Raw genomic sequence first — 14,683 nt, 5'->3', positions numbered from 1 at the left:
CTTCAAAAACAGGAAGGGCTCAGCCTAGCCCGAGTCTGTAAGTTGTGCGGTATATCGAGGCAAAGCGTTTATCAAAGAGAAAAGCGAGCCGCTCACCGTCAGGTAGAGCTCATCCCTATCAAACAGATGGTTCTAGAACTTCGGCGCTATATGCCTCGAATAGGGACTAGAAAATTGTATTCCTTACTTAAACCCAAGCTTCAAGAACAAGGGGTCAAACTAGGTAGAGATGCACTTTTCGATTACTTACGTGATGAACGCCTTCTCGTTCAACCTAAGCGTAGTTTTACGAAGACGACAAATAGTCGACATTGGATGAAAAAACATCCTAACTTGCTGAAGGACTACAAGCCTCGTCATCCCGAGGATGTGTTGGTGAGCGACATAACCTATGTCCAGTCTGATGAAGGCGTGCATTATCTCTCGTTAGTGACTGATGCCTTTAGTCGTAAAATTATGGGTTATGAACTTAGCAATGAAATGAAAGCGACGGATGTTGTAAAGGCTTTAGATATGGCGATAAGAACACGTCGGTATGGTTGCTCGTGTATCCATCATTCAGATCGCGGGCTTCAATATTGCTCAGGAGTTTACCAAGATAGATTGAAAAAAGGCACAATCAAGCCATCAATGACGGATGGTTATGACTGCTATCAGAATGCGTTAGCAGAAAGAGTAAACGGCATCCTGAAACAAGAATTTTTACTTCATGAGTGTAAGGATATCGTTGAGCTTAAGCAGTTGGTAAAGGAATCAATCAACATCTATAACAATATGAGACCGCACCTTAGCCTTGGGATGAGAACTCCGAATGAGGTGCATGAAAAAGCCAACTGCTAACGCAGTTGGCTTAGTGTAAAACTGTCAACGTATTTTAGGACGACACAGAAGGAAAGTGACCAATGCGAAGCGGCAGCTCTGTGGGTTGCTCTTGGTTTAACAAAAAGCCGACTTGTCACGCCGGGGGCGCGCCAAGTAAAGTAATAGGAAGTCCCATCCGCTTCGCCACTATCTAAAGCCTCGTCATAAATGATGGCCTTCATGAACACGTGACTTATATAGTTCGACAGTTGGTTTTGTTTAAGTCTAAGCAGGCTCAACGCCTATAGAGTATCAAAGTAGTATATTTAAAGCCCCCTGAGCTCTAACGTATGTTTTACTTTAAAAACATGATCTTTTCTGCTCATAAACAGAGCTGTCACTTTCCAGATTCTTCATTCCCTCTCCACTCAACGAGATAGAGTGATACTAAAGCTTCGATACTTGAGGATGCGTTCGTTGATGAGTCTACGTGGATTAGTGCTTATTGCTCTCTATAAATAATGGTTAGTTTAGATCCTCTTATAAGATCATAGAGCAGCGAGTATTACGTGCTTATGGTGAAGGAGATGAACGGAGAACTAGTGGTGGGGGCAAAAGAAGGAAGCTTAGGCAAATTGGCCATGTTTCTTTGGCAAATAATAAATGGCATATAAAAAAGCAGCAACCAAGGTCGCTGCTTTCCAGAAGATTAATGCTTAGACATTTTGTTGTTGGCTTTCTTGTACGTCGCTGTGTTGAGCACTTTCTTCTTCCATCTCTTTCTCTTTCAGTTTGGCTTTTTCAATCATCGGAGTGATTGTAGAACCTTGAATCAGAATAGAGAACACCACTACAGCATAGGTCATTACCAGAATCAGCTCTTTAACGTCGATAAGCTTATCTGGGATGACCATCATTCCTGAAGGAATTGACAGTGCCATCGCTAAAGCTAATCCTCCGCGTAGCCCGCCCCAAGTTAAGATCTTTATCGACCAAGGGTTATATTTACGGTAACGCTTGAAACCTATATATGAGACAAGCACGCTAGAGTAACGAGCTGCGAGGACTAGTGGTACAGCAAAAGCCATTAGGATCCAGTCTTCTTCGTGGAATTCGAAAAGAAGCATCGACATACCGATCAAAAGGAACAAGACGCCGTTTAAGAATTCATCCACCAACTCCCAGAAGTGATCAAGATGTTCCTCACTCTCTTTAGAGAAACCAATAAATCGTGTCCAGTTACCAATCATGATTCCTGATACCACCATGGCTAATGGACCTGACACGTGGATTACGTCTGCAAATACATAACCAGCGGTTGGCACACCGATAGTCAGTAAGAGCTCCATTGAATGGTCGTTGGTTGCGCTAATTAAATAGTGGAACAGTAACCCTAATAGAAAGCCGTAAACGATGCCGCCAAGCGCTTCTTGTGCAAATAATGCGACTACACTTCCTACTGTTGGTGCTTCTTTGCCGAATGCGACGGTAAAGATAGTTACAAATATGACTAAACCGAAGCCGTCGTTAAACAGCGACTCACCTTCGATTTGGGTCGAGATTCGTTTAGGCGCGTTTAGCTTTTTCACGATAGCCAGTACTGCGATTGGGTCGGTTGGTGAAATCAGCGAACCAAACAATAAACAGTAAACAAGATTTAAATGAATACCGATAAAGTAACAGAAGCCGTAAAGGCCAAATCCGATGAAGAAGGTAGAGAACAGAGTTGCCCCAAGTGCGAGTACGGTAATCTCCCATTTTTGATCTTTTAAGTGAGGGAGTTTAATACCGAGGCCGCCAGCAAATAGAAGGAAGCCCAAAATGCCTTTTAGCAGAAAGCTCTCAAAATTTATACTGGTCACTGTTTCAGTTGCAATTTGAGTGAGGTGGAACCAGTCATTTTGACCAGCAATAAGGATAAGTAATGAGAGCACCATAGAGCCAGCAGTAATGGCTATTGTGGTTTGCATTTTACCTATCTTGCTGTTTAAAAAAGCAATCATCATTGCAGCAGCAGATAGAAAGCACAGGGTATAGTAGACCGACATTTTCTTCTTCAAATGTAACTAAATGTGAGAGAAATTGTCCTTTGCTGATGAACAAATAGCAAACACTTTTTACCTATAGATTTATCAATTTTATAACGAACGCATTTGTAGTAATTAGATGTTTTAGACGTCTAGATTTCTAATCAATGTATGATAGGATGTCGAACAAGCAATAAAGGAATAATGAGGCTGTACTGTGGGTAGTAATCTAAAGCACCAGATCGAAGCGCAATTGAAGCAACGTATTATGTTGATTGATGGTGGCATGGGCACCATGATCCAAGAGCATAGATTGCAAGAGGAAGATTATCGTGGTGAACGTTTTGCCAATTGGCATTGTGATCTAAAAGGAAATAACGATCTCTTAGTTCTCACTCAGCCTCAGTTAATTAGAGGAATTCACTCTGCTTATTTGCAAGCAGGGGCTGACATCCTTGAAACCAATACCTTCAACGCGACTACGATTGCAATGGCTGATTACGACATGCAGTCTTTGAGCGAAGAAATTAACTTTGCCGCAGCCAAATTGGCACGTGAAGTCGCGGATGAATGGACGGCAAAAACACCGGATAAACCTCGCTACGTTGCAGGTGTATTAGGGCCAACCAACCGTACTTGTTCTATCTCTCCGGATGTAAACGACCCCGGTTACCGTAATGTCGAGTTTGATCAGCTAGTCACAGCTTACTCTGAATCTACACGCGCTTTAATTAGAGGCGGCAGCGATCTGATTTTGATCGAAACTATTTTCGATACTTTGAATGCGAAAGCGTGTGCCTTTGCTGTTGATGCTGTGTTTGAAGAACTTGGCATCGAATTGCCTGTCATGATCTCAGGTACTATCACTGATGCATCTGGTCGAACTCTGTCCGGCCAAACCACAGAAGCATTCTATAACTCCTTGCGCCATGTTCGCCCGATTTCGTTTGGTTTGAACTGTGCTTTGGGCCCGGATGAGCTGCGTCAATACGTAGAAGAGCTTTCTCGCATTTCAGAAAGTTATGTTTCTGCTCACCCGAATGCGGGATTACCAAATGCTTTTGGTGAATATGACTTATCACCAGAAGATATGGCGGAGCACATTGGTGAATGGGCTCAAGCAGGGTTCCTCAACTTAGTTGGCGGTTGTTGTGGTACCACCCCTGAGCATATCGCAGCAATGGCTAAAGTAGTTGAAGGAGTCGCTCCACGCGCTATTCCGGAGATCAGCGTAGAGTGTCGACTGTCTGGTTTAGAGCCTCTGAGCATTGCTCCAGAAACATTGTTCGTTAACGTTGGTGAGCGTACTAACGTTACGGGTTCAGCCCGCTTCAAACGTCTTATTAAAGAAGAACTCTATGATGAGGCTTTAGATGTTGCTCGTGAGCAAGTCGAGAATGGCGCACAGATCATTGATATCAACATGGATGAAGGCATGTTGGATGCGATGGCTTGTATGGAACGATTCCTTAAGTTGTGTGCATCAGAACCAGAGATCTCGAAAGTGCCAATCATGGTTGACTCATCGAAATGGGAAGTGATTGAAGCCGGCCTGAAATGTATTCAGGGCAAAGGTATCGTTAACTCAATATCGCTAAAAGAAGGCGAAGAAAAATTTATTCATCAGGCGAAATTGATTCGTCGCTATGGTGCTGCCGTTATCGTTATGGCCTTTGACGAAGTAGGGCAGGCGGATACTCGTGAACGTAAGATAGAAATCTGTCGTCGCGCCTATCATATTCTTGTCGACCAAGTGGGTTTTCCTGCGGAAGATATTATTTTCGACCCGAACATCTTTGCCGTTGCTACTGGTATTGATGAACACAACAACTATGCTCTCGATTTCATCAACGCCGTTGCAGATATCAAACGCGAACTTCCACATGCAATGATTTCCGGTGGTGTGTCTAACGTCTCTTTCTCTTTCCGCGGTAACAACTACGTACGTGAAGCTATTCATGCGGTGTTCCTATACCACTGTTTTAAGAATGGTATGGACATGGGCATCGTCAACGCTGGTCAGTTAGAGATATACGATAACGTGCCAGATAAACTGCGTAATGCGGTTGAAGATGTCATTTTGAACCGCGACGACGGTGCCACTGAGCGTCTGTTGGAAATCGCTGAAGAGTATCGTGAAAATGCTGTTGGCAAAGAGGAAGATGCCTCTTTACTGGAATGGCGCACTTGGCCAGTTGAAAAGCGTTTAGAGCACGCACTTGTTAAAGGTATTACTGAATTTATCGTTGAAGATACTGAAGAAGCTAGGGCTAAAGCGACCAAGCCTCTTGAAGTAATCGAAGGTCCATTAATGGACGGCATGAATGTAGTCGGTGACTTGTTTGGTGAAGGGAAAATGTTCCTGCCGCAGGTGGTGAAATCTGCCCGAGTGATGAAGCAGGCTGTTGCGTACCTAGAGCCCTATATCAACGCGCTTAAACAAGCAGGGTCGACAAACGGTAAGATCCTATTAGCAACTGTGAAAGGTGATGTTCACGATATCGGTAAGAATATCGTTGGTGTTGTACTTCAATGTAACAACTATGAAATCATCGACCTTGGCGTAATGGTGCCGTGCGAGACAATTCTGAAAGTGGCTCGCGAGAAGAATGTCGACATTATCGGTTTGTCAGGTTTGATTACGCCGTCTTTGGACGAAATGGTTCACGTAGCGAAAGAGATGGAGCGCCAAGGATTTGAGTTACCACTACTGATTGGTGGCGCAACCACATCAAAGGCGCATACGGCTGTTAAGATTGAGCAGAACTATCATCAGCCAGTGGTGTATGTAAACAATGCGTCACGCGCTGTAGGCGTATGTTCCGCATTGCTTTCTGATGAACGTCGTCCTGAATTTGTTGAACGTCTGAATCTTGATTACGAAAGAACGCGTGAACAGCACGCACGGAAAAAGCCGAAGAGCCGCCCTGTGACTTTAGAGCAAGCCCGAGCAAACAAGGCTGCAATAGATTGGCAGATATACACACCACCGGCACCAGTTAAACCGGGTATTCATGTATTTAAAGATTTTGATGTTTCAGTCTTACGTCAGTACATCGACTGGACACCATTCTTTATGACTTGGTCTCTGTCAGGAAAATATCCTGCAATTCTTGACCATGAATTGGTCGGGGAAGAGGCTCGTAAGCTGTTCAAAGATGCGAATGACTGGATTGACCGTATCGAAACCGAAGGGCTTATGAAGGCCAACGGTATTTGTGGTCTGTTCCCTGCGGCAAGTGTGGAAGACGATATTGAAGTGTATGCGGATGAATCACGCCAGCAAGTGATTAAAGTGCTGCATAACTTGCGTCAGCAAACCGAGAAGCCAAAAGGTGCGAACTACTGTTTGTCCGATTTTGTGGCGTCTAAACACAGTGGTAAGCAAGACTGGATTGGTATGTTTGCTGTAACGGGCGGTATTGGCGAGCGTGAACTGGCTGACGACTTCAAAGCCAAAGGTGACGATTACAACGCGATTATGGTTCAAGCGGTTGCTGACCGTTTGGCAGAAGCGTTTGCTGAATATCTGCATATGAAAGTGCGTACTGAGATTTGGGGTTATGCTCCTGATGAAAATCTCAGCAATGAAGATTTGATTCGCGAGAAGTATCAGGGTATTCGCCCAGCTCCGGGTTATGCGGCTTGTCCTGAACATACAGAGAAAGGCGCGATTTGGGAGCTATTAGGTGTTCAAGAGAAGATTGGTATGGAACTGACAACCAGTTACGCCATGATGCCGGGTGCATCTGTTTCTGGCTGGTATTTCTCACATCCGGATTCTCGCTACTTTGCCGTTGCTCAGATCCAAGGTGATCAAGTTCAGAGTTACTCACAGCGTAAAGGCTGGGACATACTTGAAGCTGAAAAATGGTTGGGTCCTAACATTAACGGTTAGGATTACCGAGCATAGAAACGAAAAAGGTCACCGCTTGGTGACCTTTGTTTTACATGTGAGTTATCTGATTATCGATTCTCGAACAGATCCAAATGCAGCTTCTGAATCACTGCTTTAGATTCAGGAGCATCGACGAGGAAGCAAAGGTTGTGGTCGCTTGCCCCGTAGCAGATCATACGCAAGTTAAAATCACCTAAGGTGCTGAACACTTCTTTCGCATAGCCTTTGGTTTCCATGTGGTTACCAATCAATGCTACTAGGCAAAGGTTATGCTCGACTTCTACAGTACAAAGCTCTTGTAGCTCTTCTCTTGCTTCTTGTGGCAGCTCAGGTGCACCGCCTGATGTGTCCGTTTTATCTAGCGTCAGAGACACACTGATCTCTGAAGTGGTGATAAGGTCTACCGAGATTTTGTATTTCGCCAAAACTTCAAATACTTTCGCCAAGAAACCATACGCATGGAACATCTTTGCACTGCGTAAAGTCACCATAGTTTGATTGCAGCGTAGTGCTAGCGCTCGGAACTGCGGTGAGTTCTCTACTTGTTGACGAATCCAAGTACCGCCTTTTTCTGGTTCTTTTGAAGAACCGACAAAAACAGGGATTTCATGACGCAGTGCAGGCACCAGTGTTGAAGGGTGTAGGATCTTCGCACCAAAGTTCGCCATTTCAGAGGCTTCACTAAAGCTGATCTCTGGAATTGGCGCAGCTTTAGGTGCAATGCGAGGATCTGTTGTGTAGATCCCTGGTACATCGGTCCAAATCTCTAAGCCAGAAGCTTTTACCGATTCTGCAATCAGCGCTGCTGAGTAATCACTGCCGCCACGACCAAGTGTTGTGGTATTTCCTTGTTCATCAGAACCGATGAAACCTTGAGTAACCACAACGTATTCTGCACAAAGTGGGGCAAGTTTTTCTTGAGCCAGTTTCGCGATTTCTTCGATTTGTGGTTCAGCTCGGCCGTAATGGCTGTCTGTTCTTAATACTTCACGAATATCAAAGCGAACGGCATTAACACCGCGCTCACGCATTAACTGGGTCAAGATATAGGTCGACATCAGTTCGCCGCAAGCGACCAAATGATCTGTCAGCTTTTTGCTGGACTGAAATGATGCAGCTTCGGCAGCGCTAGCGATGCTATCTAGCATCGAATGAACTTCTTTTTCTACTTGGGTCGGTTCAGACAATTGGTCGATAATCGAATCATGAATATCAGCCAACTGTTTCATGATGCTTAATCTTTGGTCTGCATCCTGAACGCCATTAGCAAGTTCAACAAGTAAGTTCGTTACGCCAGAGCAAGCACTGCTGACGACTAATCGTGTTTGTGGGTTATTTTCGATAATTGCAGAGCAACGGCTCATTGCTTCAAAATTTGCAACACTTGTTCCACCAAACTTGGCGACATTGAATGCGCTCACTACATTTCTCCCGGACTTCCTAGAAATAAAAAAGGTTGGTAATCCAACTTCCAATGTTTTGAAGAGAGTTTCTTAGAGCAAAATAGAGGGGAGTAACAACAGGCAGGTTGTATAAAATTCCTCAGAAGCTCTTCATCAGCATAGCACCGATGACAGTTGAAGGGATTCAACCCTGACAACCGATAAACCAAATCCACAACTTTGATTTATCTCGGCACTGCTCCCCCTGAATGTTTTGTTTTGGAGTTGAGGCTCCACAAAACATCTGCCTGGGCAGTGCTCCTCTTCTGTTATCCCATCCTGCTTAGTGTTGTATCTGTGCGGCTACGATTTGTGCTCAAATCAGCTCACGCTTACAACCCTAATGAGTAAGGGATAAATAGCTCACTCATTGAACGGTTTTGTGAAACTGTTGTCAATTGTAAATTTGTGATAAATGAAAATAAATGTGTCGAAATTGTCAGGCAGCATAGACCTCTGTCGAATTGTCGTCGTCTTGATTCTGCCGTACTCTACATTTTCGTCCGTGAAAGCTTATTACTAATAATAACTGGGAGCACCTATGACTATACAAAGCTTCATCCCTCCGCACCGAACTCTTATGGGGCCTGGCCCCTCAGATATCTCTCCTCAAGTGTTACAGGCTCTTAGTCGTCCAACGGTTGGGCATTTAGACCCGTTGTTTGTCGCTATGATGGATGAGCTGAAGGTGCTACTTAAATATGCTTTCCAGACTGAAAACGAGTTCACCATTGCGGTATCAGCACCGGGTAGTGCGGGTATGGAGGCGTGTTTCGTCAATTTGGTTGAGCCCGGCGATAAAGTGATTGTTTGCCGCAACGGTGTCTTTGGCGAGCGTATGCGTGAAAATGTTGTCCGTTGTGGCGGTATTGCTATCACAGTCGATGATGAGTGGGGAACGCCAGTCTCTGTTAGCAAAGTAGAGCAAACCATCAGCCAACATCCCGATGCAAAAATTCTTGCTTTCGTCCATGCTGAAACATCAACAGGGGCTTTGAGTGACGCTCAAACACTTGGCGCTTTGGCTAAGCAAAATAATATGCTGACGATTGTTGATGCTGTGACTTCATTAGGTGGCGTTCCACTGTTGGTGGATGAATGGCAATTGGATGCGGTTTATTCTGGAAGTCAGAAGTGCCTTTCTTGTGTGCCGGGGCTATCTCCTTTGACTCTGTCAGCAAAAGCGATCGAAAAGATCCAAACGAGAAAGACGCCGATCCAAAGTTGGTTCTTAGATCAGAGTTTAGTGTTGGGGTATTGGAGTGGCGGTAATAAACGCAGCTATCATCATACTGCGCCCGTGAACAGTTTATACGCATTGCACGAAGCATTGCTGATTTTGAAAAATGAAGGGTTGGAGAATGCTTGGTCTCGTCATCAAGCGATGCATGAAAAACTCAAGCTTGGTTTAGAACAAATGGGTTTCAAATTTGTGGTGGAAGAAGGATATCGCTTACCACAACTGAATGCGGTGTATATTCCAGAAGGTGTTGATGACGCTAAAGTTCGTAGCCATCTTCTCAATGAATACAATTTGGAAATTGGTGCAGGGCTCGGTGCTTTAGCTGGTAAGGCGTGGCGTATTGGTGTTATGGGTTATGGCGCCCGTTCTGAAAATATCGCTTTGTGTCTCAGAGCACTGGAAGAATCTCTGACTCAATAAAACTTCGGTTAATAAAGAAAGGTGGCTTTTGCCACCTTTCTTTTTACTCAATATCTGTCTCAGATTGCTCCGAGTTATCGAATAAGCTCTGGTATTGTATATGGCTAAAATCTAATTCAGGAAACAGAAACTCGGCCTCAGTTTTAGTTTGTTCAGCTCGGCTGGTATCGCCAATTGCTTGATAAGCCATGATCAACTTCTCATACAATCCTGGTCTCGGTTTGCTTTGAATAATCTTCAAAGACCAGTCGATATAAGGCTGGATGTACTCGTATTTCTTCTCGTTTAACCCTAGATCTAAATAAGTGCTGTACATCTCCCAATCCAATCTGTCTTTGATGAGCACTGGATTGACGACTTTATTCAATATATCCAGTTGCTTTGGGTTGGATGTTTCAAATTTAGTCAGGTAGAAATTGGTGTGCAGCACACTCACCATATAAAAACAGGTGACGATTGGCAGAGTCAAACTTGTGATTCGTAATAGTGTTTTGCTGAGTTTGCTAAAACGAAACACACGATATTTCGCTACGCGCTGGTCAATCCAGAACAGTAATATCATGAAGGTTAACCAGTGAATGCTTGACTGGTAGAAAGGTGCATCGACTAGGCTGTGAATGACGATTGGCAGTAACAAAGCGAACATGGCCAATCGGGTACCTTTCTTCGCTGAGTATATCCGAATCAGTACAAAGCTCGCCGCTAAAGCCATTCCTAATACGGGTAATAATCCGCCTTCAATCCCCCAAAATAGAAACTCATTATGAGGATGTTCCATCGATGGAATTCCTACTTTGTAGTTTGGATTGAGCTGATGTTGTCTAGCGGTATACAGGATATAACTTGATTCAAACTTACCGTAACCATAGCCTGTAAATGGCTTTTCAATCAGCATATCGATGGATTGAGGAAGAACGCTGCTATAAGGAACGGATGAAAGGTAAGGCTCTACATCGCGATCTTGATTGTGGGATAAATACAGCGCACCTAGGCCAATGATTAATCCTGAAACCGTTGCTAAAACCCAGTTTATAAAACGTTGACGAGGTGAAAAACGATACAGATATGGAAGAATAAGTAACACACCTACTGCAGCAGATATCCAACCAACCAGAGAATGCAAGACGATTATTAGTGGGATAGAAACCACAGGCGTTATGTACAGTAAGCTCACTTCACTGAGTTTTTTATTGTATTTTTTCGGTTGGCGAGCCAATAAGTACCCTGAAAGCACTAGACCGGTAGTAAGGAAGCTGGCCATGGCATCAGGGTGCTGAAAAATGCCGTAAGGCAGGTTTTTTACAGTGTCATAGTTAAAGATATTGCCAGTGTGTAAGACACTGTATTGATAAACACCAAATAGCGCTTCAATGAGGCTAGCAAAGACAACAAACAGAAGTAACTTCTGTTTGTTTTTATTACTGAAATGAAATTGTTGTAGTACTAAGAAAAGTGAAAATCCAGCCCATAAACCAATGATTCTGGTTAATTCGCTGTACCACTGCGCGTTAGCAAAAAACAGCGGAAGCGTCATGATCACACAGCAGACCCAAAGACCGATAGTCAGTTTGGAATATCTCAAACGCTGATAGCTGCTCATTTGATATAGGCCGATTGCTAAGGGAATACTGATAGCAATCCAAGTCGCTGCATTGAAGGGTAACGACAATCCATCACCGCCTAAATTGGGCATAAAAACGTGCATTGCTATGAGATAAACAAAGCTAACCGCTATCAGAAACGGTTTGTTTTTAGGCACACTCGGTGCTTGTGGCTCAAGTTGTGTTCCGCTTAACAGCAAGGTTGCCATAGGGGGTTCAATGTCCTTTGCGAAGAAACCTGCTTTATTGGAGCAGGCAAATTAGGGCTGACAGGCCCTAATTTACCGTTTTTTTTCAGTTTCTACAGATTTTTTCTATTTCAACATCGGTTTTAAGAAACGAGCGGTATGGGAAACTTTGCTTTTCGCCACATCTTCAGGAGTACCTTCCGCAATAATTTCACCACCACCTTGCCCACCTTCGGGGCCCAAATCTACTATCCAGTCTGCGGTTTTAATCACATCAAGGTTGTGCTCAATAACGACAACTGTGTTCCCGTGATCACGCAGACGGTGCAATACATTGAGTAGTTGTTGAATATCATGGAAATGCAAACCTGTGGTTGGCTCATCCAAAATATACAGTGTTTTACCAGTGTCACGTTTGGACAGCTCTCGCGAGAGTTTGACGCGTTGAGCCTCACCACCAGACAATGTCGTAGCAGACTGACCAAGCCGGATGTACGACAAACCTACGTCCATTAGCGTTTGCAGTTTACGTGCTATCACAGGTACTGGCTCAAAGAACTCATGAGCGTCTTCAACGGTCATGTTGAGAACTTCATCAATCGTTTTGCCTTTGTAACGAACTTCTAATGTTTCGCGGTTGTAGCGTTTTCCTTTACACACATCACAAGGAACGTACACATCGGGTAAGAAGTGCATTTCAACTTTGATTACGCCATCGCCCTGACACGCTTCACAGCGACCACCTCGAACGTTAAAACTAAAGCGTCCCGGCTTGTAACCACGTGAACGAGACTCTTGCGTGCCTGAAAACAGCTCACGAATTGGAGTGAAAATACCGGTATAGGTCGCAGGGTTTGAGCGAGGTGTGCGGCCTATAGGACTCTGGTCAATATCGATAACTTTATCGAAATGCTCTAATCCTTTTATCGATTTGTATGGCGCGGGTGTTGATGTGGTTGCGCCATTTAATGCGATATGCGCGATATTAAAGAAAGTATCGTTGATCAGTGTTGATTTACCTGAACCTGAAACTCCTGTTACACAAGTAAATAATCCGACTGGGATAGAAAGATTGACATCTTTTAGGTTATTGCCAGATGCACCAAGAAGCTCGACTGTTTTCTTCGCGTCTTTTGGTGTTCTCTGTTTAGGTATTTCAATCTCTTTCACACCACTTAGGTATTGTCCTGTTAGAGAGTTAGGATTGTTGATGATATCTGTGACATTACCTTCAGCCACTACGTTACCACCATGTACACCAGCTCCTGGGCCGATATCAATCACATGGTCAGCCATGCGAATGGCATCCTCATCATGCTCAACCACTAGAACGGTATTCCCCAAATCGCGCAGATGTTCTAGGGTTTTGAGTAATCTTTCGTTATCTCGCTGGTGGAGACCGATGGATGGTTCATCGAGTACATACATCACACCAACCAGTCCCGCGCCAATTTGGCTCGCTAAGCGAATTCGTTGCGCTTCACCACCAGAGAGTGTTTCTGCACTGCGCGATAAATTTAAATAGTTCAAACCAACATTGACCAAAAACTGCAAACGATCATTCACTTCTTTCATGATCTTTTCTGCAATTTGAGCTCGCTGACCTTCAAGTGTCAGAGATTGAAAAAACTGCAGCGCATCAGCAATGCTGAGTTCTACAACTTGCGGTAGTGGCGTGTCGTTGACGAATACGTTGCGAGCTTCAAGGCGTAAACGTGTACCTTCACAATGGCTGCACGGTTTGTTAGAAATGTATTTCACCAACTCTTCACGAACCGAATTGGATTCAGTATCACGATAGCGACGCTCGAGATTATTGAGAATTCCTTCAAACGGATGACGCTTAACGCGGATGTCACCCCGGTCATTGATATAGTTAAATTCGATTTCGGTGCGACCAGAGCCATGAAGAATGATCTCTTGGATTTTCTTGCCCAGTTTGTTGAAAGGCGTTTGCAAATCAAAGTCGTAATGGGCAGCTAAAGAGCTGAGCATCTGGAAGTAATAGTAGTTCTTTTGATCCCAACCGCGAATTGCGCCTTCAGCCAAACTCAGTTTCTCATCCTGAATAACTCGGCTTGGGTCAAAATACTGTTGTACACCAAGACCATCACACGTTGGACATGCACCAGCTGGGTTGTTGAATGAGAACAAGCGAGGCTCAAGTTCACGCATGCTGTAACCACAATGTGGGCAGGCAAAATTGGCTGAGAATATTTGTTCTTCGCCTTCCTCATCCATTGGTGCAACCACAACGTTGCCGCCAGAGAGTTCCAGAGCTGTCTCAAATGATTCGGCTAGACGTTGTTGCAAGTCAGAACGCACTTTAAATCGGTCAACTACAACTTCAATCGTGTGCTTTTTATGCAGTTCAAGCGTCGGAGGATCGGACAAATCGCAAATCTCACCATCAATTCGTGCACGAATAAAACCTTGAGCCGCTAAATTTTCCAGAGTTTTAACGTGTTCACCTTTACGCTCTTTCACGATAGGAGCAAGCAGCATCAGTTTAGAGCCTTCAGGAAGCTCTAATACTTTGTCTACCATCTGGCTGATTGTTTGAGCGGCAAGCGGAACTTTATGTTCTGGGCAACGAGGTTCACCAACACGAGCAAACAGCAAGCGCAGATAATCGTAGATTTCGGTAATGGTGCCCACTGTTGAACGCGGGTTGTGTGATGTCGACTTTTGCTCAATAGAGATCGCCGGCGATAGACCTTCAATATGGTCTACATCGGGCTTTTCCATCAAAGACAGGAACTGGCGAGCGTAGGCAGAGAGAGATTCAACATAACGTCTCTGACCTTCGGCATATAAAGTATCAAAGGCTAAAGATGATTTCCCTGAACCAGAAAGTCCGGTAATGACGATCAGCTTGTCACGGGGAATCGTAAGATTGATATTTTTCAGGTTATGGGTTCGAGCACCACGTACTTCAATTTTGTCCATTTGATTTGCTCTGTCTTTGGCTTCGTTAAAGGCTAAGTCGAGCAAGTATTACATAGAGTGAGAAATGTGCAAGAAATACTGGATATAAAAACAGTTAATCAATAAATAAAGAGC

At 44.2% G+C, this 14,683-nt stretch carries 7 protein-coding genes and 1 riboswitch; of the genes, 3 read left to right on the top strand and 4 right to left on the bottom strand.

What is annotated here, in order from left to right:
• Positions 1–840 (top strand): IS3 family transposase (locus L3V23_RS19935; protein ID WP_237292802.1); only part of this gene is annotated, 840 nt, incomplete at its 5' end.
• Between the two features lie 677 nt (positions 841–1,517).
• On the opposite strand, the gene L3V23_RS19930 is transcribed toward L3V23_RS19935, so the two are convergent.
• Positions 1,518–2,849 (bottom strand): sodium:proton antiporter, encoded by a 1,332-nt coding sequence (locus L3V23_RS19930; RefSeq protein ID WP_102966956.1) that lies wholly within the window; start codon positions 2,847–2,849, stop codon positions 1,518–1,520.
• Positions 2,850–3,045: 196 nt separating this feature from the next.
• Here L3V23_RS19930 and metH point away from each other — a divergent pair, with 196 nt between their 5' ends.
• Entirely contained in the window at positions 3,046–6,726 is a 3,681-nt protein-coding gene (gene metH, locus L3V23_RS19925) for a methionine synthase (protein ID WP_102966957.1), read from the top strand.
• 68 nt (positions 6,727–6,794) lie between these two features.
• On the opposite strand, the gene lysC is transcribed toward metH, so the two are convergent.
• A complete protein-coding gene (lysC, locus tag L3V23_RS19920; RefSeq protein ID WP_042489367.1) occupies positions 6,795–8,147 on the bottom strand; it encodes a lysine-sensitive aspartokinase 3 in 1,353 nt (450 codons plus the stop codon).
• A gap of 117 nt (positions 8,148–8,264) precedes the next feature.
• A riboswitch (Lysine riboswitch) is annotated at positions 8,265–8,442 on the bottom strand.
• Between the two features lie 267 nt (positions 8,443–8,709).
• Between lysC and L3V23_RS19915 the strand changes: the two genes are divergently transcribed.
• Entirely contained in the window at positions 8,710–9,831 is a 1,122-nt protein-coding gene (locus L3V23_RS19915) for an alanine--glyoxylate aminotransferase family protein (protein WP_102966959.1), read from the top strand.
• A 43-nt stretch (positions 9,832–9,874) separates the two neighbouring features.
• Here the strand turns inward: L3V23_RS19915 and L3V23_RS19910 are convergent, their stop codons facing one another.
• Complete coding sequence (locus L3V23_RS19910; RefSeq protein ID WP_102966960.1) at positions 9,875–11,641, bottom strand: PglL family O-oligosaccharyltransferase; 1,767 nt, start codon at positions 11,639–11,641, stop codon at positions 9,875–9,877.
• Positions 11,642–11,746: 105 nt separating this feature from the next.
• Entirely contained in the window at positions 11,747–14,569 is a 2,823-nt protein-coding gene (gene uvrA / locus L3V23_RS19905; RefSeq protein ID WP_102966961.1) for an excinuclease ABC subunit UvrA, read from the bottom strand.
• Positions 14,570–14,683: the final 114 nt, after the last annotated feature.

Source organism: Vibrio sp. A1-b2, from assembly GCF_021726015.1.
GTDB lineage: Bacteria > Pseudomonadota > Gammaproteobacteria > Enterobacterales > Vibrionaceae > Vibrio > Vibrio diazotrophicus.
Note: the sequence above shows the minus strand (reverse complement) of the source record. Positions and strands in the feature narration are given on the sequence as shown.